We start from the raw sequence: 21,984 nt of genomic DNA, 5'->3' as shown, positions 1-21,984 counted from the left end.
GAAGCGTACGCACAGCAAGCTCGGCTATTTGTCTCCAGACAAATTCGAATCGCAGTTTTACAAGCAAACAAAACTAACTTCTTAGCTCTTTTTTGTGTCCACTCTATTGACTCAGATACATAAAGATTCGGTTTTTCCTCAAGAGGCGGAGTTAGGCCGAGGTTAAGGCTGTTCTACAGCCCCAAGTCAGGCAGCTGATCATAATTGGCTGCTTTAAGGCTGATTAATGGCCTTAAAGATTCGGTTTTCCCTCAAGAGGCGGAGTTAGGCCGAGGTTAAGGCTGTTCTACAGCCCCAAGTCAGGCTAGCTGATCAGAATTGGCTGCTTTAAGGCTGATTAACGGCCTTAAAGATTCGGTTTTCCCTCAAGAGGCGGAGTTAGGCCGAGGTTAAGGCTGTTCTACAGCCCTAAGTCAGGCAGCTGATCAGAATTGGCTGCTTTAAGGCTGATTAATGGCCTTAATGGGGCACCTTTCTGCTAAGCCGAAATCATTTTCCTTTTTCAACGCTAAAAGCACTCGTAAACGATATATAAATTCATTTTCTGGGAGGAAGCATAGTGGCAATCAAAAGAGCACTGATCAGCGTGTCCGACAAGACAGGCATCGTTGAATTCGCGGGCGAGCTGGCGAAGTTGGGCGTTGAGATTATTTCTACAGGCGGTACGCAAAGTTTGTTGAAGGAAAAAGGGGTACCGGTTATAGGTATTTCCGAGGTTACAGGATTCCCTGAAATCATGGATGGCCGCGTCAAAACGCTTCATCCTGCGGTACACAGCGGGCTTCTTGCGGTTCGTGACAATGAAGAGCACCAAGCGAGCATGAAAGAGCTCGGATTGGATTATATTGATCTGGTTGTCGTGAACTTGTATCCTTTTGCTGAGACGATTGCCAAGCCGGATGTAACGTATGATCATGCGATTGAGAACATCGATATCGGTGGGCCTACCATGCTTCGTTCCGCAGCCAAAAACCATGCATTCGTATCTGTTATTGTAGACGCTGCTGACTACGCCAAGGTGTTGGAAGAAGTCCAAGAAACGGGCGACACGACGCTGGAAACGCGCAAACGTTTAGCGGCCAAAGTATTCCGTCACACTGGTTCTTACGATGCGTTGATCGGCGACTACTTGACTGGCCTGCAAGGCGAGCCTTACCCAGAGCGCTACACAGTAACGTATGAGAAAATGCAGGATCTTCGCTACGGTGAGAACCCGCATCAAAGCGCAGCTTTCTATCGCAAGCCGAATGCAGCTGCCGGCAATATCACGACGGCTGAACAGCTGCATGGCAAAGAGTTATCCTACAACAATATTAACGATGCGAATACAGCGCTCCAAATTGTAAAAGAGTTCAGCGAGCCTGCTGTTGTGGCCGTTAAGCATATGAATCCTTGCGGTGTTGGTATCGGTACAAACGTGCTTGAAGCTTACACCAAAGCGTACAACGCAGATCCAACGTCCATCTTCGGTGGCATCGTAGCTGCGAACCGTGCGATTGATGAAGCGACAGCGCAATTGCTGCATGAGATTTTCCTGGAAATCGTCATCGCGCCTGATTTTACACCGGAAGCACTCGATATTCTGTCCAAAAAGAAAAACATCCGCCTGCTCAAAGTAAGCGGCTTAGATACAATCGCTGGTCGCAAAGCGCAGCCAGTGGTTACAACGGTCGAAGGCGGCATGCTCGTGCAAGATAGCGATGCGTACCAACTGACTGAAGCGGATCTGAAAGTCGTGTCCGAGCGTCAGCCGACAGCCGAAGAGATGAAACAGCTGCTTTTTGCATGGAAAGTAGTTAAGCACGTTAAATCCAACGCGATCGTACTCGTTGCTGACGATATGACGGTTGGCGTGGGCGCTGGTCAAATGAATCGTGTCGGCGCAGCCAAAATTGCTATCGAGCAAGCTGGCGACAAAGCGAAAGGCTCCGTGCTTTCTTCCGATGCATTTTTCCCTATGGGCGACACGCTTGAAATGGCAGCAAAAGCTGGCATTACGGCGGTTATTCAGCCAGGCGGCTCCATCAAGGACGAAGAGTCCATTCGCGTTGCCAACGAAAATGGCATTGCCATGGTCATGACAGGCGTACGTCACTTTAAACACTAAAACAACTGAGAATGCTCACGATCGTTTCTGAGACCGTGGGCATTCCCCATGAGAGGGGTATAAACCATGCGGGTATTAGTTATTGGACGAGGCGGGCGCGAGCACGCGATTGTATGGGCACTGAGCAAAAGCCCAAAAATCAGCAAATTGTTCTGCGCACCGGGGAACGGCGGGATTGCCGGGTTAGCAGAGTGCGTGCCCATTACGGAGCTGCAATTCGATGAAATCAGTACATTTGCGAAGGAGCAAGCGATTGATCTTGTGATGGTAGCTCCTGATGATCCGTTAGCTGCCGGGCTGGTTGACCATCTAGAGTCCAAAGGGATCGAAGCTTTCGGACCACGCGCGAATGCGGCGATTATTGAAGGCAGCAAGGTTTTCATGAAAGAGCTTTTGAAAAAATACAGCATTCCTACAGCTGCTTACGAATCTTTCGACTCCTATGAGCCGGCACTTGCTTATTTGCGCAGCCAAACAGCGCCAATCGTAATCAAAGCTGATGGCTTGGCTGCCGGTAAAGGTGTGACGGTCGCTCAGACGATGGAAGAAGCGGAAGCTGCGCTTAAAGATATTATGGTGGATCAAGTGTTCGGGAAATCCGGCGCGAGCGTCGTCATTGAGGAATTCCTAACTGGACAAGAAATGTCCTTGCTGGCTTTTGTCGATGGCTCAACGGTTCGTCTGATGGTGCCTTCGCAGGATCATAAGCCTGTGTTTGACAACGATAAAGGGCCAAATACGGGCGGAATGGGCACTTACTCCCCGCTGCCGCATATCAATGAATCCATTGTGCAGGAAGCATTGAAGAACATCGTACAGCCTACGGCTGATGCCATGGTCGCAGAAGGCCGACCGTTCAAGGGCGTGTTGTATGCGGGTCTGATTTTGACTCCGAATGGTGTGAAAACGATTGAGTTCAACGCGCGCTTCGGCGACCCGGAGACACAGGTTATTTTGCCAAGGCTCAAAACCGATCTGCTTGATATTTTCCTTGCCATCAACAACGGTACGTTGGCGGAGCAGCCGATCGAGTGGAGCGAGGATGCGGCGGTTTGTGTCATTGTAGCTTCGCCTGGCTATCCGGCCGCTTACCCGAAAGGTCTGCCGATTACAGGGCTGGATCAAGTGCAGGATTCCCTTGTGTTCCACGCGGGGACAGCTATTGAGGACGGTCAAATCGTCACCAATGGCGGGCGCGTTCTGGGCATCACAGGAATCGGCAAAGATATCATCGAAGCTCGTCAGAAAGCTTATGCGGACTTGGATCGGATTCATTTTGACGGGAAGCATTACCGGACGGATATTGCGATGAAAGCTTTGAAATAAGCAGAAGATAAGCTTTGAAATGATTGTATACCAAACAACCTCTTAATCTTTGGGAGGTTGTTTTTGTTTTGTAAATGATGCCGAAAGCTAGAGGGATGTACGAGCACAGTACAGATTGATTAATAACGAGATCGGGGAAGATGCAGCAGCAACTCGAAAATGTGACAAATACGATGAATGGCAAGCTGATCGTGCTTCGCAAAATGGGAGAAGTGGTGTGTAGTAGCTGTCTTCTATGAGGTCTGCTTATTTTTTATCATTGGTGCCCCGGATCAGCTTATCTTTATGTTTATAAACAAACCATATGGCAAAAAGTACACCTACAAGTAATGCAATGGACTGCCACTCATGAATAATGAAGTTCCAGAGGTTTTCCATATGTGTGCCTCCTTCGGTAATTCCTTTAGGATAGTTTTGGCAGTAATGGCTGGATTCATGCATACTGCAGCTTCTAGCAGGAAATTACAAGTTATGAAACGAATGTAGCAAGAAACTAAGTTGCTTTAAGTAAGAGTAGAGAGATGGGGGCAGTTGTGTGAAAAAGGCAAGAAATCAGAAGAAACGAGTAGTACTCTTCAGCGCTACGCTGCTTATCGGTTGTGTGTTGGTTGCTGTTTGCAGTTATAGTTTTGGTTTTGGCAGCTTAATCCCATCGGGAAAGACAAGTACATCAGCGCAAGCCATAGAAGCTGAATCGAGTGCAGCGATACCTGCGGATAAACCGGCTGATCCTGCTCAGCTATCTGCCAGTGATGATACCAAGCCTGCCGCAAGCATGGCGGCTGTTCAGTCCGTTGCGGCACCGAGCCCAACTCCCTTGGAGGAGCCAACAGTGAAGCCGACGCCTGCACCTAAATCAGAGCCTACTGCTGATGCCCAGAAGAAAACGGCTGCTGGTAACAGCAGGTTGGTCATGCTTGACCCGGGACATCAGCGCAAAGGGAATCCTACCCCCGAGCAAGTCGGCCCTGATGTGAAGGAAACGAAGCCGGCAGTCAGCTCCGGCACGGTTGGCGTAAGTACCAAGAAACCGGAATATGTGCTCAACTTGGAGGTTTCCTTGTTGATCAAGGCCGAGCTGATCAGCCGAGGCATTGAGGTTGCTATGACACGTGAGACAAACGACGTGGATATCAGCAACAAGCAGCGCGCGGAGATGGCCAATGAGGCCGGAGCCGCACTCGCGGTGCGCATTCATGCAGATGGGGATGGCTCGCCGAAGACCAGGGGGTTTTCGGTTTTGTATCCGTCCGCTTCCGTCGCGGCGGTGAAGCCGATTGCAGCCGACAGCCGTGAGGCGGCGGGCTATCTTTTGGAACGATTAAAGGCTGCAACGGACATGTCTGGAAGAGGACTGTCTGCGCGCAGCGATTTATCCGGTTTTAACTGGTCCACAGTACCCGTCGTCTTGGTCGAGCTCGGTTTCATGACGAATCCCGAAGAAGACGAACTGATGTCGGAGGAGGGCTACCAGAAGAAGCTGGCTAAAGGCATTGCAGATGGCATTGAACAGTTTTTGCAGAGCAGGTAGACCTCTGCCGCTGCCTTCGGTTAAGCAGGTGGAAATCTCCGCAAGAGTGTGCTGAGAGCGCTAAAAAGTGAGTGATAGGGTAGTCAAAGTAGCAAATATTACTGAGAGGCCCAAGGGCCGTCTCAGGTAAGAATGGGTGGAAGTCTCCGCAAGAGTGTGCTGAGAACGCCAAAAAGTGAGTGATAGGGTAGCCAAAGTAGCAAAACTTTGCTGAGAGGCCCAAGGGCCGTCTCAGGTAAGAATGGGTGGAAGTCTCCGCAAGAGTGTGCTGAGTACGCTAAAAAGTGAGTGACAGGATAGTCAAAGTAGCAAATATCGCTGAGAGGTCTAACGGCTGTCTCAGCATTAAATTGCCCACTCCCCCTAATGGAAGTATGCCGATGAAGTCCCCAAAGACGACGAAACGGAACTACGATCCTCTAATTCGCGGATTTTGCGTCAAAAGCAGCTCAAAGGGAACGTCGTTCCCTTATTTGCTCGATTTCATGCTAAATTGTGGTCTAAACGAGAAATTAGTGGATCAGAGTTCCCTTTGAGCATGAAAATAAGCAGTTTAACCCAAAATAGCGTACTCTAGTTCCTCTTCCTCCTAGCTAGCCGGTTTATTCTCATATTCGCTATCGTCCGCCTGTCCCTCTGCCACCGTGTCCTTCGCCTTGTCCTTCGCCCTTATCCTTCGCCCCTTAGCCAACCGCCTCATTTTTTAAATTAAAAAGATGCACAAAAGCGTATAATGTAGCCATAGGAAGATATTCCCATATGGAAAAGGAGGGCGTGCGATGCTGCCAACATTTTTCGTAGCCCATGGTACCCCGAGCTTGGTGATCGAGCAGCATGCTTATACCGAATTTCTGCAGAAGCTGGCCAAAAGTATTCCCATGCCGAAGGCGATCGTGCTGTTCAGCGCGCATTGGGAAAGCAGCGTGCAGAAAATCAGTGCTGCCATTCAGCCTGAAATGATCTATGATTTCAAGGGTTTTTCGGAAAGATTGTATAGTATGGAATACCCGGCTAAAGGAGATTTGACACTTAGTTTGCATATAGAACAGCTATTTCAAGAAGAGGGCATTCGCTGTGAGCTCGATGACGAGAGGGGTTTGGATCATGGGGCATGGGCCCCTCTGATGATTATGTACCCGGATGCGCAGATCCCTGTGGTGGTGCTTTCTGTGAATCCGCGATTGACGGCGGAAGAGCACTATCGGATCGGTGCAGCTCTGGGACCCTTGCGGGATGAGGGGGTTCTGATTCTTGGCAGTGGAGGCACGGTTCATAATCTTCGGCGTCTGGATCGGAATAACCCCGTACCGCAGGTATGGGCTGTGGAATTTGACGAGTGGCTGGCGGAGCAGCTGGAGACGTGGAACTTAGAGGCGCTGATACGGTATGATGAAAGAGCGCCTAATGTGCGTGAGGCGGTTCCGACGCCGGAGCATTTTGTGCCTTTGCTGCTGGCGCTGGGCGCGGCAGATACGACACGCAGAGCGAAGCTGCTGCATCACAGCTTTCAGATGGGCACGCTGAGCTTGTGCTGCTGGATGTTTGGAGGCAAAAAGCGGCGTTGAGAGGCCGCAATCTGCATGGATACGCGACAGCTGCTAATCCAAAAAGCGCATCTTGAACTCCGGCCTCGGCAGCATGCACGTCTCGGACTTTCCGAACCAGCGGTAGCGATTGCGCGCGATGAAAGCATAAACCAGATTCCTTAGCGGAGCAGGAATAATAATCGCTGCGTAGGCCAGAGGCCAAGCGCCCCGCAGTCGCCGGGCAATGCGCAGCGCTGCCGTTGAACGTGTATAGGCACGGCCGCCTTCAATCAGGACAATCGTGCTGAGGATGTCCGTTGGCAGATCGTGCTGCTCGAGCAGCTTAAGGCCGCTGTCTGACTGCAAGGACGCGAAGCGGAAAATCCCCTTCGGGTCGTTCCGCAGGATGAACTGCACGGCTCCGCTGCATAAATTACAAACTCCATCGAACAAAACGATGGCGGGCTCATCGGTTGGCTTGGTCATGGCGAAGCCCCCTTTGTCAAAGGCAAATTAAGTTCAGTCTCTCCCTCTACTATACCGAATCATCGTGCAGGAACCAACTCTCTTTTCAGCCGCATGGCACAAAAGGCTTCTATTTTTCTGATCCCTAGCATATCTATTTACTAGAACGATAGAATTATTTTAGAAGAAGAGGTGTAGCCCCGTTGAAATCATTGCCAACTTTCCGTACTCATCGTCTTAGCACCTGGCTTGTCCTTGGATGCTCTGTCATAGCCCTTGCAGGTTGCGGCGATACGCCTGCTTCCGTGCCAACGAACAGCCCGCTGGCTGTGGGAACACCGTCTGCCGCCGCTTCACCGACAGCCAAACCGGCATCAACAGCCGTCGAAACGACGCTGCCGTTCAAGTTTCCGTTAACCGGGTTGCCAACCGATACGGAAGTGAAAACCCGGCCCTTCATGGTCATGGTCGAAAATGCGCCGCAAGCCAGGCCGCAAACCGGCCTCGATCAAGCGGACATCGTCTATGAAATTCTCGCAGAGGGCGAGATTACCAGATTCGTCTCGGTGTTCCAGAGTAACCCGGCGGAAACCATTGGTCCGGTGCGCAGCATTCGTCCTTATTTCGTAGAGATCGGCGATGCGCTTGATGCGGTGATCGTGCATGCCGGGTGGAGCCAGGAAGCGATGGACATGATGGCTGGCCGCAAGCTGTCCCATCTCGATGAAGTGTATGGCGACGGCGCCTATTACTGGCGCTCGACTGAACGCAAGGCGCCGCACAATCTCTATACCTCTGTGGATAAAATGAAACAGGGCGCTAAGGCGCACAATTTCCGTTCGGAATGGAACGGACCGCTGCTCACTTTTGCCAAGGAAGGTACAAGTCCATTAACCGGCGCAGCCGTATCTTATATTCAAATCCCGTATCTGCAAGGGTACTTTGTTTCTTACGACTATGATGCAGCCGCTGGTGTGTACAAGCGCAGCATGGAAGGCAAGCCGCATGTCGATAAAGAGACCGGCAAACAGCTGCAAACGAAGAACTTACTCGTGCTAGAAAGCAAGCACAAGATCGTCGATAAAGAGGGACGCCGTGAAGTCGACGTATTTGGACCGAACAAAGGGCTCATCCTGCAAGAGGGCAAGTCCCAGCAGATTACATGGGAGCGCAAGAACGGTCTGCTGCGCGCTTATGACGATAAGGGCAAGGAAGTGCCGCTGCTGCCGGGCAACACGTGGGTTCAGATTGTGCCGGAGGGTACGCAGCTGAAGATGGAGTAACGATGAGGGAAAGAAACCGTTTTGCTTGGTTTTCAATGAGCAGAGCGGTTTTTTGCTGCGTGGTTTCCCTTATTCCATGGCATGATTAGAGGTACCGGCTTAATCTAGCTTTTTAGGTAGAACATGTTGCGATGACTGAATTTGTTGGAAGGGACACTTCCCTATTTTTTATTTTTTTTAAGAAAAACATTACTTCTTCCCATGCAGCATCCGCACTCTCGGGACAGTAACTATCTCCAGCTGAATTGGCGAACCCGTGTGCTGCATCATACCAGCGAGTTTCAATATGCTCACTCATTGCCTCTAAAGGCTTTTGAATTGTTAGAGGTTCAAAAGCCGGCTCATTGAGGGCGAAAAGAAGTAGAACCGGGCACTTGGGCTGTGAATGCATATAATTTCGAATACGAGATCCATAGTATCCAACTACACCATCTATCAGTGGTTCAGAGCTGCAGCGCCATGCAATTGTGGCTCCTACACTAAATCCAAGGACAACGATGTGCTGATATTGGGATCGAAGGGGATGTATGAGTTCTAAGATACGTACTTTAGGCTGCTCAAAGCCAATGTTATTAAGAAAAAAAGTGTGTGGATTATCTCCTCTGTTATAAGCAAAAGGATTCACAAGAGTATAAAGGTCAGGGCATAGGACATCTGCACCCGTACTTTGGATTCTTTCGCATGTATCTTTAATGAACGGAGTGATGCCATGGATATCGTGCAGCACTATAACCAGCATACCAATATTAGGCAGAGACATCTTTATAAGTTCCTCCTTAGTACACTACAGGCGTAGTCGTAATGCCGTGAGAATTCGGATTATTTGTCCATTGAGGATTGTCGAGGTTATAGACAGGCTCAGGTTTGGAAAACTCTTCAGGACTCCTTGAAGAATCTCCACGATCTCGGCACGAGCGAACACCGCTGCAATGCACGCATGGAAACCACCACCGAATCCAATGTGACGGTTACCACTGCGGATGATTTTAAAAAGAACCTTGCTGTATACATTAGGATTTATATTCATTATCAGTCCCCTAAGTGTTAATTGAAAATAATGACAATTATTTTGTATTTTTATCATATTAAAATAAAGAAGTAAATGATTTATTTTGTTAACTATGCTAACAAGATGTAACGGGAAAATACAATGGTCGTGTGGTTGACGAGCATGTCATACGAGAGGCCTTGAAACTCTTTTTGCAGGCGCAGCAAGTAATAAGGCGACAGAAAGCCGCCTCTCTTGGTTAATAGCCAAGACGGGGCAGCTTTTTGCGCGCTTGCAGGTTGTATTTTAGCTAAAAAGAGTTCATCTTACTTGCGTTTGCGTTTCGTTGAACCGCCGGCTTTGGAACGGGAACCGCCTTGTTTGCGACGAGCAGCACCTGATTTCTTCCGGCGTTTGCGTTTAGGCTTGAAGATTTCCTCTACGTCTTTGGAGGAGTTTACCTTGCCTTTGCCCAGAGAGCCAAACAGCGTCTTCACCATGGGAGCCATTTGCTGGAAGGTCGTCATGAACTTCTGCACCTTGCCCATTGAGCCGATGATGCCGTCGATCCCGCCCATACGCTCCACAAATCCGGAGATTTGCTTCAAATTCAAGCCGCTCAGCGGGTTAGACGAACCGCCTGCTGATCCACCCCCGCCACCTAGAAGGTTGCTGAGGAAATTGCCACCACCGCCAGAGCTGCTAGCGGGAGCGCCGCCACCGAAGAATCCGCCGCCAGCGTTACCGCCCGGAGCGCCTCCGCCAAAAAAACCGCCAGCGTTGCCGCCAGGGGCACCCCCGCCAAAAAATCCACCGCCGCCTCCTTCAAAAGGAGCAGGAAATCCGCCCCCTAAACCTGGATATTGCCCTAAGCCGCCATCCCCCAGTTGGGCTGGTAAAGTAGTTAAGCTTCTTGTATGGACTTCAGGACGCTGACCGCCATTGCCAATGATGTGTCTTGGATTACTCACTAGAATTCACGACCCTTTTTATCAGATTTGTCTCCTACAGGATATGTCACTTGCCTACTATTGGTATGGACGAATGTCACGGGTCTGGATATTTGTCACAATTTAACTCATTAACGCATAGAAATTTTACCGTTTCGCAATCCTAAAGGCAGGATTTATTCTCGGCGTGTCGAAAGTTACACAGGGAGCTTACTGATTTCAGAAGCCAAATTGCTTTTCTACCGGGAGTTGACAACGTATGCAATTAAAAAAATTAAACGATAAAGCCATAGACCAGCTTTTTGAAGCCATCTTGACGCTTAAGGATATAGAGGAGTGTTACGTCTTTTTTGATGACCTGTGCACAGTCAATGAGATTCAGTCGCTGTCCCAGCGCCTCGAAGTTGCTCGCATGCTGCGCAAAGGCTGCACGTATAACCAGATCGAAGCGGAAACAGGGGCATCTACCGCGACCATTTCTCGGGTCAAAAGATGCTTGAACTACGGCAACGACGGCTACGTGCTGACGCTGGATCGTCTAGGTCGATAAGCGAGGTTTGGCAAATAGGAGCAGAATCCTGTGTTACCATGTGTAATGCGGGATTTTTCCTGTTTCCCCCATGGTTCAATTGACATGTGCGAACACATTCGTTAGCATAGGATTGTATGCAGGGTTAGAACGGGTGGGAAGAATAGTATGAGTACATATGGTGTGTTGGTCATCAGCCACGGATCTCGGGATGAAGGCTGGGTTCAGCTCGTTGATGAGGCCGTGTCGGTCGTTCGAATGCCGCAGGGTGTTCCGATTTATGCCTCTTATCTGGAGCTGGTAGAAGGGCGATTAATTCAAGATGGTATCTATAGCTTAGAGGCGCAGGGTGTGACGGATATGATCGTCGTTCCTCTGTTCGTGTCCTCTGGGAGTACACATATTGATGAAATCAGCTATGCCCTAGGTGTCGTTGAGCAGCCGCTGCTGGAGACGGATCTGGAGCCTTTTCACATTCAGGCGCGCATCCACTTCACATCGCCGATTGATGATGATCCCGTGATTGCTGAGATTATTTATGACAAAATCAAAGAGCTGTCCGAATCCCCCAGTCAGGAAATCGTCCTATTGGTCGGACATGGCAGCAAGGAGAAAGGCTTCCATCTCAAATGGCGTCAAGGCTTAGAGCTGCTTGCAGAGCGCTTGAAAGCATTAGGCGGATACGACGAGGCGGATGTCGCTATGCTTTTGCCGGATCAAGTGAAACGAAAGATGACATGGTGGGCGGAGAAAAAGCCTGATCATAAAGTCGTCGTTGCGCCGGTTTTTCTAAGTGAAGGCTATTTCACGAATAAGGTTATCCCTTCTCGCATGGAGGGGTTCGCATATACATACAATGGACGGGCGCTGCTGCCAAGTCCGCTAATATCCAAATGGATCGAGAAGCAGATAGCTTCCGAAATTTCAGACGGCGAACAGGTGATGAGACACGATGGTCAAAAGAGCAAGACTGATCTATAATCCGACTTCTGGCCGGGAAGAAATGAAAAAGCGTTTACCCGAAATTCTTCAGCGCCTAGAGCGCGGCGGTTTCGAAACATCCACTCACGCCACTATCGGCGAAGGGGATGCCACACTTGCGGCAGCTCAGGCCGTCAGCCGAGGCTTCGACTTAATTATCGCCGCAGGCGGAGACGGCACTCTCTGTGAAGTCGTGAACGGTATGGCCGAACGCGAAGGAAGGCCGCCTCTTGGCATTCTGCCGCTGGGGACAACCAATGATTTTGCCCGTGCGCTGGGCATTCCCAAGAACTTGGAGCAAGCCTGTGACCTCATTGTTCAGCAGCACACCACCGACATTGATGTAGGCAAAATCAACAACCGCTACTTCATCAACATCGCCGGTGGCGGTTCGATGACCGAGCTGACGTATGAAGTCCCGAGCAAGCTCAAAACGATGATCGGGCAGTTGGCCTATTATATGAAGGGACTCGAAAAGCTGCCTAGACTAAAGCCTATCGAGCTGTACGTCAAAGCAGGCGAAATGGAGTTCCATGACGAAGTCATGATGTTCCTCGTCGGCAACTCCAACTCCGTTGGCGGCTTCGAGAAGCTGGCTCCGGATGCGAGCATGAACGATGGGCTGTTCGATGTATTGATTCTGCGCAAATGCAACCTTGCGGAGTTCATCCGAGTAGTTACGCTTGCGCTGCGCGGCGAGCATCTGAGCGATCCGAACCTGATTTACTTCCAAACGAACCATATTGAGATCAATTCGCCGGACTACGTCCAGTTGAATCTCGATGGCGAGTTCGGGGGCACACTGCCTTGTGTCATGACGAATTTGAAGAGCCATTTGCAGATTATTGTGGATGAATCGGGGCAATCGATTTATAAGAAGAAGCTGCTCGATACGTTGACTACGCCTTTTCAGATGAAGGGGTTTGCGGAGGATTCGCATCGGGATGAGTAGGATTTGAAGAAAAATATAGAAATACTAAGAAAATAAAGCAAAACCAAGAAAAGCAATAGCAAGAAAACCAAGAAAAGCAATTTTTTAATTATCGTATTTGGATTAAAGTGAGGGTATTATGAAAGCTAAAAGCAGTTCTGGCTCGCGGCCAGGTAAACATAGAGAACAAAGTGGCAAGCCCGCAGGGAATAGATCGGGACAACAGGCGGGAAGAGCTGGCGGGGCTGCCGTGAAAGCGGCGCCCGCTTGGATGGCGGATCTGCCGGTACAGATCGGGCAGCAATATGAGGCTGAGATTATTGGGATCAGCCATGATGGCGAAGGGGTAGGCCGTGTGAATGGCTTTACCCTTTTTGTTGCTGGTGCGCTGCCGGGTGAGCGTGCGCTTGTTCGGGTGAACCATTTGAAGAAGCAGTATGGTTATGCTGCGCTTGTGGAAGTGCTGGAAGTGAGTCCGGATCGGGTTAAGCCGGATTGTGTGATCTATGAGGAGTGCGGCGGCTGCCAGTTGCAGCATCTCAGCTATGAGGCTCAGCTTCGCGTGAAGCGGCAGCAGGTTGTCGATAATTTGGTGCGGATTGGGAAGCTGACGGTTGCCAGCGAACTGAGTGAAGAGGGCATTATTGTTCATCCCACACTTGGGATGACCGATCCGTGGCGGTATCGGAACAAGGCTCAGGTTCCTTTTGGAGAAGAGCGCGGCGGCCTCATCGGCGGCTTCTATGCGCAGGGCAGCCATCGCATCATCGACATGGAGGAGTGCCTGATTCAACATGAGTCCAACGACGAAGTCGTGGCTCGGGTGAAAGAGATCGGCGCGCGTCTTGGCATCCGCGCTTATCGGGAAGAGACAGGCCTCGGACTGCTGCGCCACGTCGTCGTCAAAGTTGGCTTCCGCACGGGTGAGCTCATGGTCGTCCTTGTGACTAATGGCAGCTTGATACCTCGCGTGGATGAGTGGACTGCTGGCATTCGCGAAGCGCTGCCCGCTGTCGCAAGCATCTGTCATAACATTAATGTGAAACAGACGAATGTTATTTTTGGAGATGAGACTCGCGTCCTGTGGGGCAGCGAAGTCATCTATGACTATATCGGCGATGTGAAATTTGCTATTTCCGCGCGATCGTTCTATCAAGTGAACCCCGTGCAGACGGAAGTCTTGTACGGGAAGGCTTTGGAGTACGCCGCGCTCACAGGCGGCGAGACGGTGATCGATGCCTACTGCGGCATCGGCACGATCTCCCTGTTCCTGGCGCAGCGCGCTGGACAGGTGTATGGCGTCGAGATCGTCGAAGAGGCGATCGCGGACGCACGGAAGAATGCCGAGTTAAACGGCATGACGAACGTGCACTTCGAGGCAGGCCCAGCCGAGGTTGTCCTGCCCGAGTGGACACGCCAGGGCGTCCGCCCCGACGTGATCGTCGTAGACCCGCCGCGCAAGGGCTGTGACCCGGCGCTGCTCGCGACGATCCTCGAGCTGCAGCCGCGTCGCGTCGTGTACGTGTCGTGCAGCGCCTCAACACTGGCTCGCGACTTGCGTGTGCTCGTCGATGGCGGTTACGGCGTCGCGGAGGTGACGCCGGTGGATATGTTTCCGCATACGGTGCATGTGGAGGCGGTTTGTTCCTTGATTTACAAGGGTTTGGAGTGAGTGGATAGGGTAGTTGGGGACGAAATGGGGACGGAAGCTATTTCCTTCCCTGTTTTCGTAATAAAATTGTCTCGAATTTGTCAGCAGCTGACTGATCAGCGGATCTTAATGCATGACCGTATACGTTCATAGTGGTATTGATATTCCCATGTCCAAGTCTTTCGGATATTATCTTTGCGTGAACTCCCTGATTAATGAGTAAGGTAGCTGAAGTATGGCGCAAATCATGGGATCGAATGTATCTCACGGCATTTGTTAATAATCGAATTCCCCGAAGCCCCTCCAGAGGGGTAGAGCTGTTGATCCTCATTTTTCCGGGCTTCACATTAAGTTTTGAGACTTCTACAAAAAACTCTTGCCTGCTTTGTGACTTGTAGCTATTATCCCGACAGTATTGCTTGTAAGCTGGGAAGAGAACTTTGCGATGAACCTTGCACTCATCATTATCCAAATCGATACAACATCGATCGCGAACAAATTCTTTTACATTATTCAATTCCGCAATGTACCGCGATTTAAAAACACACGCCTCATCACTTTCAGTAAAAATCAGATTGTTCCCCAACAGTTCTTCTAATCCTTCAAGCGCCCATTCGGCAATGTGCGATTTCTCAGCAGTTAATTTATCGAGTAACATTCTATCCCTCCGTTCTTCGGGGATCGTATTATTGAATATTAAAAAATGCAGCCGAAAGCTTTGTTTTCCCGTAGAATTGAAAAGCGTCTTTTTCCTTTTTCTCCGCAGTAATCAGGTCTCCACCTGTTATTGTTTTGATGATGTCGCTTCCTTTAATCGTGCCGTTTTCATCCATTTCAGCACTGATATTCAATCTGGACTTAAAAAACTCAGCGGTCTCCTCTTGTACTGCCCCTCAGCTCTGCACCATTATCGCTTTCGCACAGTGCAATTGGAGCATTCGGTCTGGTTACGCTGAGCTGTACGAAGAGCATTTGGAATTGCTCCTCAAGATTCGAGCTTCTGATAAAGTCACCTGGAAGCGCAGGCAGAGAGGAATCAGCTATCCGCGCAGGCCTGTTAGGACTGCCGTTGATGCTGGCGATCATTGGTGGAAGACCGACGAATTATGCATCACTCGTGCAGCTGTATAAGAAGGCAGCGGCGCACGCTGGACATGACGAATCGCAGCTTAAAGTGGGGTCGCACTCGATTGGATTCGTTGGAGAGAATACGGAACAGGCTGCGGATAATTTTTTCGTAGGTAATGAGAGCCATTGAGCTGCTTGGAACTGAGGTGGCACTCCGAGTTCGGGAGGAAGTAGCCAAGTGGGAAGCTGAATGCAGGGAACATCGCTATGGGTAAAACAAATTAGATTAAGTTCGATAAAAAAAGTGAAAAACCGACATAAGGTGTAGTATATTTAAGTCAATGTTTCGATGATGAATATTGGGAAAAAGGGAAATGGACTCCATGAGAAAACAATTGACGGTTCTCATCGGCATGCTGGCTGTCTTTGCCATCATTACCTCGCTATTCATCTACGAATGGCTAAATCGTGCGTCTCAGTACCCGGAAGCACAAGCAGGGGTGCTAGACGCCAGACAATGGGATTTTGCGAAACAAGGAATTATACCGCTGCGGGGAGAGTGGGAGTTCTATGAGAACAAACTGCTGACTCCGCAAGATTTCAGCACGAGTGGTAAGGCATTGGATGCGCAACGCCGGATTATTCAGGTTCCGGGAGGTTGGAAGGGCATCGTTTCCTCCAGCAACGGATATGGCGCGGGTACCTATCGACTGCAAATTAAGGTTAGTAATTCGGATTTCTATAGCCTTAGAGGCAAAAAAATTCGATTGTCCAGTCATATTTACATAAACGGTTCGGACCTCGGCGGTACGGGAAAGCCGGATTTGTCGGAGGATCGATTTGTACCTAGTAACCTACCGATTTTTGGTACGATCAAAGCGGATACCGACACCGTTGACATCATCATTCAAACCGCCAGCTATCGTTATTTAGAAGGCGGATTGGTGCAGGCGCCGGAATTTGGCTTAACAGCAGATGTATCGTCCAAGCGCGATAATGCCCGTCTGGCGGATATGATTGTCATCACCACAATGCTGGTATTCGGGATTTATTTCGCAGGTATGTTCAGGCAATGGAAGAAAGAGCCCTATCACTTCTTTTTCAGTTTATTCTGTTTGTCATTAGGGTTGTTTTTCAGCATTGATAACGAAATCGTTATGACCACCTTATTCCCGGCGATGTCCTTTCTATTGTTGCAGAAGATGCTCTTTATTCTGCCTTACGTTTCCGTCTTGTCGTTTGCCTGCTATATCTATCTGTACCTGGAAAATAAGAAGAGCCCGGAATATAAGTGGCTGAGCCGGGTTTCTTATGTATGTCTTGCCTTACTGATTGCAATTCCGAACGAATACTTAATCAATATCCTTTGGCTTGGCATCGTTCTGCACCTGACTCTTTTTGCTTTCATTATTCGCTGGATTTTCCGTAATCGGAACAACGGGGTTCAAATTTACTATATTTTGTTGGGTTTATTTTTCCTTATAGTCAGTTGGGTATATGCGCAGACCCGTTATCAGCTGGCACTGGACAACCCGTATTACATGATTGTAACTCCGCTGCTTCTTGTTCTATCGCAATCGTTCCTCATGTCGGAGAGGGTTCGCGAGGCGTACTTGCGGATTGAGCAATTGGCTGAGCAACTGATTGCATATGATCGTCAAAAGGATGAGTTTCTCATTCACACTTCCCACGAGTTCAAGACGCCGCTGCATGGCATTATCAATCTGGCACAGGTGGTAATCGACCAAATCGGCGAAGAGATGGCGCAGCGCCATCGTGAGAACCTGGACTTCATCATTGGCCAGGCGACCCGCCTGTCTACGCTGGTGAACGATATTATCGATTTTCAGAGTTTGAAGCAAGGCAGCCTGATGTTCCACAACCGGTTCTTTGATGTCAGCAGCACGTTACAGGCAACGCTTGAAGTTCTGAAATTTTTGCGCAGGAACGATCAGGTTCGGCTGGTCAATCAGGTGCCTTCGGGAACCTTCTATTTGTTCACTGACGAAAACCGCCTGAAGCAAATTATCGTAAATTTGGTCGGCAATGCATTGAAATTTACGGAACGGGGCAGCGTGGCGGTGACCGCAGAGTCGCAAGAAGGCTGGCTGCGTCTGACGATTGCGGATACTGGCGCCGGAATGAGTGAGGAGCGCCAACGGGCACTTTTCAAAGTTAATTTATATCAAGATGAAGAGAATCAGGCGGTTTCGGCATTTCAATCTTCCGGTCTGGGTCTGAAAATATCGAAGGCGCTCGCGTTGCAAATGGGCGGCGACCTGGAGCTGAAGTGGTCGGAGACGGGAAAAGGTTCCGTGTTCGAGCTGCGGCTGCCAGAGGCGAAGGCAGTGCCGAGGGAACACTCGGCTACCCGAACAGAAGTCGCTGCAGGTCTAGAGCCGAAGTTGCTGCCGGGGGCAAGATTGACAAGGAAGGAAGATCAATACCAACAGGCGGCGGAGAGAACCGGCGAGGTTAAGATTCTGCTGGTAGATGACGATTCATCCAACATCAAGGTGCTTCAGGAGTTATTTGTATCCAGTCGTTATCATGTTCTCACTGCGAGCAATGGGGCGGCTGCGCTCAAGCTGATTCAGCAACATCGCAGCGATTTGTCGCTTGTCCTTCTCGATGTGATGATGCCCGAAATCTCAGGATATGAAGTCTGCAGGCGTATCCGGGAGGAGAACCCGCTTCACAAGCTGCCCGTTCTTCTACTGACGGTACGCAACTCGCCTGCCGATATTGCAATGGGCTTCGAGGCGGGAGCCAATGATTTCCTGGTGAAGCCATTCAGCGGCAAGGAGCTGCTGGCCCGGGTGCAAACGCTGCTGCAATTAAGGGAAGCAGTCGAGCAGGCAATACGTATGGAGACGCTGTTTCTGCAATCGCAGATCAAGCCGCATTTTGTATACAACGCCTTAAGCAGCATTATCTCGTTATGCTACAGCGATGGTGCGCGGGCAGGCAAGCTGCTGGGTGAATTCAGCAACTTTTTGCGGCTTAGCTTTGATCTTGATCCTCGTCATGCCAAGGTCAGTCTGAAACGTGAGCTGTCTCTCACCAAATCCTACGTCGAGTTGGAGCAAGCCCGGTTCGGATCCCGCCTGAATGTGGAATGGGATGTGAGCGTCTCCATGGAGACGTTGATTCCGGCATTAATTGTGCAGCCTCTGGTGGAGAATGCAATTCGCCACGGCATTATGAAGCGGCTGTCCGGAGGCACGGTGCTCATTCAGGCGAAGCTGGAACCGCACGGCTTGCTGATTGCAGTCCGGGACAATGGGGTCGGGATGATACCGGAGCAGCTGGACCGAGTTCTGAAGCCAGAGCGGCTTGAAGGAAACATAGGCCTAGTTAACGTGCATAAGCGGTTAATGAATGAATACGGGCAGGGTTTGCGGATCGAGAGCGTTCAGGACAAGGGCACGACCGTAGCCTTCCGGATTCCTTCACGCGCAGGGACGGCCGGACCTGTTGGAGAGGGAGGATAAGCACAATGATGAGAGCCATGGTCGTAGATGACGAACTGTTGGTTGTAGAACAAGTAAATCGAATGCTGGTCCATGCCGGAGTGAGTGTAATTGGCTGTTGCGTAAATCCTCATGAGGCTCTCGGAATGGCGCAGGCGCTGAAGCCCGATGTATTGTTTCTGGATATTGAAATGCCGGAGCTGAGCGGGCTGGAGATTGCGGAGCGGGTATATGCGGACAAGCTCGATATGGAGGTCGTGTTCATAACGGCCTACAATCAATACGCTATCGACGCGTTTCGGGTTAATGCGCTTGACTATTTGCTTAAACCGTTGATGGAAGAGGAATTGCAGCGTACGCTGGAACGGATTGAAAATAGAAGGCCTCATCTCGGAGATGTTGGCGGCAGCGGCGGACAACGAAGGGTTGTTGCTGAGCTATTCGGTAAATTCACACTATACTTGGATAGCGGCCTGGAGCCGATTCGATGGGTAACGGCGAAGTGTGCGGAATTGCTCGCTTATATGCTGCTGCAGCCCCCGGAGAAGGAGGTCAGCAAGTGGGAATTGTTCGAGGCGCTCTGGCCGGCTCAGAATGCGGAGAAGGCTGGCATCAATCTTCGAAGCACGGTCAGTAGAATCAACAAGACATTACGGGATGGCGGTTCGGCGATGTCGCTGGCTTCTGTCAAGAATGGCTACAGGCTTGTCTTGTCTGGAGAAGCGCCGGCTGTGGACGCTTCGGAAATGGAGCTGTTCGTGCTGGACGCCGTCGAGCCGGCCCCGGATAATCTGGTCCATGTCGAGCAGCTCGTTCACCGCTGCAGCCAACCGTTCCTGCAAGAATTCGACGGCGCCTGGTGCGAGCCCTATCGCAAACAGTACCGCCACTACTTCCTGAATTTGGGGAGGAAGCTGCTCTTGTATTACGAAAGTACTGAGGTGGAGCCGCTCAAGGTGCTGCGTCTGGCCGACCTGCTGGTCGAGCACGACCCTTACGACGAAACGCTAAGGGAAGCTGCCTTGGAACTGCACCACCGGCTAGGCGGGTCTCAGCGAGCGACCGCCTACTATGAAGCATACACCGAATTGATTCGTACTGAGCTCGGAGCCTTGCCAGGCGATAAGCTTACCTCATTGCTTCGCAGCTTAACGGAGTGACTCTTATTGCATGAAGGAACCTGTTGTTTAAAAGCGGGTTCCTTTTTGTTTTGCAACAATTTTGCAACATCGCTCCCGTTATAATGGCATCGTAGAACAAATCAGCATGAAGGCGGTGGCAGAAACAATGATCAAACGTTGGATATCAATCTTTATTGTTTTATTTTTAATGGTGACCAATCTTCCTCAGTATGCTTTTGCAGATTCCCTGGACGAGTGGACTATACGGAATCCCTTGCCCACCGGACAAAATTTAAATGATGTTACCTACGGGAACGGCACCTATGTAGCGGTGGGAGATTATGGAATGGTTGTGACCTCTAGCGACGGGACGGACTGGACGAGCCGCAAGATCGGCACTTCGGAAAATCTAAGTAGTGTTACTTTTGGAAAAGGCTTGTTTGTGGCGGTGGGGGGCAGTGGAACGGTTGTGAGCTCCAGCGACGGTATAAGCTGGACAGACCGATCAGGTGCTACTCCGAAGGGGCTAAATAGCGTTTCCTTTGGAAATGGCAAGTTTGTGGCGGTGGGTGCAAATGAAACAATTTTGACCTCCAGCACAGGAACGAACTGGACAAGTCAAACGAAGGGGACCAAAAGTCTCAATAGCGTTACTTATGCAGTATCCACCTATGTAGCGGTGGGGACCGCTGGAACGATATATACTTCACCTGATGGAACGACTTGGACAAGCCAATCAAATGGTACAAGTGACCCTTTAAATGGTGTCACATATGGTAATAACATGTTTGCGGCGGTGGGTTCAGGCGGGAGGGTTTTTACCTCTGCCAATGGAGTGTCCTGGACCAAGTATAATAGTAATGCGAGCTCTTTATATAAGATAGCCTATGGAAGCAATACTTTTGTTTCAGTAAATACCAATAATGGATACATTGGAATCTCGTCCGACGGAAAGATCTGGCCAAGCCAAGAGACTGGCACTTCAAATGGGCTAAAGGGCATTCAGTTCGTAAATAACACGTTTGTGGCGGTTGGGGCCGCCGGAACGATTCTAACCTCTTCGAACGGAAAGGATTGGACGATTGTAACAAGTCCGAGGACGAATGTGCTGAATGGCGTCACTTACGGAGACAGTACGTATGTGGCGGTGGGAGATATAGGAGTTGTTATGACCTCCAGCAACGGAACGAACTGGACGAGTCAAACGAGCGGCACTTCGATTACGCTAAGCAGCGTCACCTTCGGCAACAATACATTTGTGGCGGTGGGGGATAGTGGAGGTATTATGACCTCCAGCAACGGAACGAGCTGGAAGAGGCAAACGAGCGGCAGTACGAGTACGTTAAAAAGTGTCACCTACGGAAACGGTACGTATGTGGCGGTTGGTTACAATGGAACAACTCTGACCTCCGTTGACGGAGTGAACTGGACGAGTGGTACAAGCAACATTACGACCTATCTGTATGGAGTCATCTATGGGAATGGCAAGTTTGTCGCCGTAGGGGAATCTGGAGTCATTATAACCTCCAACGACGGAGCGACCTGGGTGAGCCAATCGAGCGGCACTTTGAAACCCTTATATGGAATCACCTATGGAAACGGCACGTATGTGGCGATGGGAAGCTCTGGAACAATTATTACCTCCATTGACGGATCAGTCTGGACGAGCCAAACGAGTGGCACGAGTGATAGTCTCAGGGGCGCCGTCTATGGGAATGGCATGTATGTAGCGGTTGTAAACCTTGGCGGAATTCTAACCTCCGTTAACGGATCAACCTGGACGAGCCGAACGAGCGGCACATCGAGTAATCTATCTGGCGTCACTTATGGGAATGGCTCGTTTGTGGCAGTAGGTGCAACCGGGACAATCTTGCAATCCGGCCAAGCTCCCGCCATCAACAGCGTGAGCATCAGCCCAGCAACCGCCAGCATTGCGCAAGGCGGCAGCAAGCTGTTCACGGCTAACGTCGATGCGGTGGGCGGAGCGGCGACGACGGTCACGTGGAAGACGAGCGACCCGAAGCTGCCGGTGGACAGTGACGGGAACGTAACTG

General features: G+C 50.4%; 16 protein-coding genes and 2 pseudogenes. 13 read left to right on the top strand and 5 right to left on the bottom strand.

Annotation, left to right across the window (positions count from 1 at the left end; translation table 11 throughout):
- Nucleotides 1–559 precede the first annotated feature (559 nt).
- Together purH and purD are read left to right on the top strand one after the other, a co-directional pair.
- Nucleotides 560–2,107, top strand: coding sequence for a bifunctional phosphoribosylaminoimidazolecarboxamide formyltransferase/IMP cyclohydrolase (gene purH / locus HQN90_RS37210; RefSeq protein ID WP_173227862.1), 1,548 nt, complete (start codon nucleotides 560–562; stop codon nucleotides 2,105–2,107).
- Nucleotides 2,108–2,173: 66 nt separating this feature from the next.
- Complete coding sequence (gene purD, locus HQN90_RS37205) at nucleotides 2,174–3,433, top strand: phosphoribosylamine--glycine ligase (protein ID WP_173227861.1); 1,260 nt, start codon at nucleotides 2,174–2,176, stop codon at nucleotides 3,431–3,433.
- Between the two features lie 246 nt (nucleotides 3,434–3,679).
- On the opposite strand, the gene HQN90_RS39460 is transcribed toward purD, so the two are convergent.
- On the bottom strand, nucleotides 3,680–3,811 hold the full coding sequence (locus tag HQN90_RS39460; RefSeq protein WP_275942656.1) for a hypothetical protein: 132 nt from the start codon (nucleotides 3,809–3,811) through the stop codon (nucleotides 3,680–3,682).
- A gap of 157 nt (nucleotides 3,812–3,968) precedes the next feature.
- Here HQN90_RS39460 and HQN90_RS39805 point away from each other — a divergent pair, with 157 nt between their 5' ends.
- Together HQN90_RS39805 and HQN90_RS37195 are read left to right on the top strand one after the other, a co-directional pair.
- Nucleotides 3,969–4,964, top strand: a complete 996-nt coding sequence (locus tag HQN90_RS39805; RefSeq protein ID WP_173227860.1) for an N-acetylmuramoyl-L-alanine amidase — start codon at nucleotides 3,969–3,971, stop codon at nucleotides 4,962–4,964.
- A gap of 779 nt (nucleotides 4,965–5,743) precedes the next feature.
- Nucleotides 5,744–6,529 (top strand): DODA-type extradiol aromatic ring-opening family dioxygenase, encoded by a 786-nt coding sequence (locus tag HQN90_RS37195; RefSeq protein ID WP_173227859.1) that lies wholly within the window; start codon nucleotides 5,744–5,746, stop codon nucleotides 6,527–6,529.
- Nucleotides 6,530–6,562: 33 nt separating this feature from the next.
- Here the strand turns inward: HQN90_RS37195 and HQN90_RS37190 are convergent, their stop codons facing one another.
- Nucleotides 6,563–6,976, bottom strand: a complete 414-nt coding sequence (locus HQN90_RS37190; protein WP_173227858.1) for a thiol-disulfide oxidoreductase DCC family protein — start codon at nucleotides 6,974–6,976, stop codon at nucleotides 6,563–6,565.
- 182 nt (nucleotides 6,977–7,158) lie between these two features.
- Here HQN90_RS37190 and HQN90_RS37185 point away from each other — a divergent pair, with 182 nt between their 5' ends.
- Nucleotides 7,159–8,238 (top strand): DUF3048 domain-containing protein, encoded by a 1,080-nt coding sequence (locus HQN90_RS37185; protein WP_173227857.1) that lies wholly within the window; start codon nucleotides 7,159–7,161, stop codon nucleotides 8,236–8,238.
- Between the two features lie 112 nt (nucleotides 8,239–8,350).
- Here HQN90_RS37185 and HQN90_RS37180 read toward each other — a convergent pair whose 3' ends face one another.
- Nucleotides 8,351–8,998: a dienelactone hydrolase family protein gene (locus tag HQN90_RS37180; RefSeq protein ID WP_173227856.1), complete on the bottom strand. Its 648-nt coding sequence runs from the start codon at nucleotides 8,996–8,998 to the stop codon at nucleotides 8,351–8,353.
- 554 nt (nucleotides 8,999–9,552) lie between these two features.
- On the bottom strand, nucleotides 9,553–10,197 hold the full coding sequence (locus HQN90_RS37175) for an aminotransferase (protein ID WP_173227855.1): 645 nt from the start codon (nucleotides 10,195–10,197) through the stop codon (nucleotides 9,553–9,555).
- Between the two features lie 238 nt (nucleotides 10,198–10,435).
- On the opposite strand from HQN90_RS37175, the gene HQN90_RS37170 reads away from it, so the two are divergent.
- From HQN90_RS37170 to rlmD, 4 genes are all read left to right on the top strand, one after another.
- Nucleotides 10,436–10,726 (top strand): YerC/YecD family TrpR-related protein, encoded by a 291-nt coding sequence (locus HQN90_RS37170; protein ID WP_079414635.1) that lies wholly within the window; start codon nucleotides 10,436–10,438, stop codon nucleotides 10,724–10,726.
- 147 nt (nucleotides 10,727–10,873) lie between these two features.
- On the top strand, nucleotides 10,874–11,686 hold the full coding sequence (locus HQN90_RS37165) for a sirohydrochlorin chelatase (RefSeq protein ID WP_173227854.1): 813 nt from the start codon (nucleotides 10,874–10,876) through the stop codon (nucleotides 11,684–11,686).
- Nucleotides 11,658–12,638: a diacylglycerol kinase gene (locus tag HQN90_RS37160; RefSeq protein ID WP_173227853.1), complete on the top strand. Its 981-nt coding sequence runs from the start codon at nucleotides 11,658–11,660 to the stop codon at nucleotides 12,636–12,638. Before HQN90_RS37165 ends, HQN90_RS37160 begins: the two co-directional genes overlap by 29 nt.
- Nucleotides 12,639–12,756: 118 nt before the next feature.
- A complete protein-coding gene (gene rlmD / locus HQN90_RS37155) occupies nucleotides 12,757–14,289 on the top strand; it encodes a 23S rRNA (uracil(1939)-C(5))-methyltransferase RlmD (RefSeq protein ID WP_173227852.1) in 1,533 nt (510 codons plus the stop codon).
- Nucleotides 14,290–14,326: 37 nt separating this feature from the next.
- Here rlmD and HQN90_RS37150 read toward each other — a convergent pair whose 3' ends face one another.
- On the bottom strand, nucleotides 14,327–14,926 hold the full coding sequence (locus HQN90_RS37150; protein WP_173227851.1) for a tyrosine-type recombinase/integrase: 600 nt from the start codon (nucleotides 14,924–14,926) through the stop codon (nucleotides 14,327–14,329).
- A 290-nt stretch (nucleotides 14,927–15,216) separates the two neighbouring features.
- Here HQN90_RS37150 and HQN90_RS37145 point away from each other — a divergent pair.
- From HQN90_RS37145 to HQN90_RS38410, 4 genes and pseudogenes are all read left to right on the top strand, one after another.
- Nucleotides 15,217–15,611 (top strand): annotated as a pseudogene (locus HQN90_RS37145) (LLM class flavin-dependent oxidoreductase); the annotation flags it as partial.
- A gap of 108 nt (nucleotides 15,612–15,719) precedes the next feature.
- Nucleotides 15,720–18,830, top strand: a complete 3,111-nt coding sequence (locus HQN90_RS37140) for a hybrid sensor histidine kinase/response regulator (RefSeq protein WP_173227850.1) — start codon at nucleotides 15,720–15,722, stop codon at nucleotides 18,828–18,830.
- 5 nt (nucleotides 18,831–18,835) lie between these two features.
- Complete coding sequence (locus HQN90_RS37135) at nucleotides 18,836–19,969, top strand: response regulator (RefSeq protein ID WP_173227849.1); 1,134 nt, start codon at nucleotides 18,836–18,838, stop codon at nucleotides 19,967–19,969.
- A gap of 127 nt (nucleotides 19,970–20,096) precedes the next feature.
- A pseudogene (locus HQN90_RS38410) lies at nucleotides 20,097–21,984 on the top strand (hypothetical protein); the annotation flags it as partial.

It is taken from the genome of Paenibacillus alba, from assembly GCF_013204855.1.
GTDB classification, from domain to species: domain Bacteria; phylum Bacillota; class Bacilli; order Paenibacillales; family NBRC-103111; genus Paenibacillus_E; species Paenibacillus_E alba.
The sequence above is the reverse complement of the archived record's forward strand: the minus strand, read 5'-3'. Positions and strand labels throughout refer to the sequence as shown.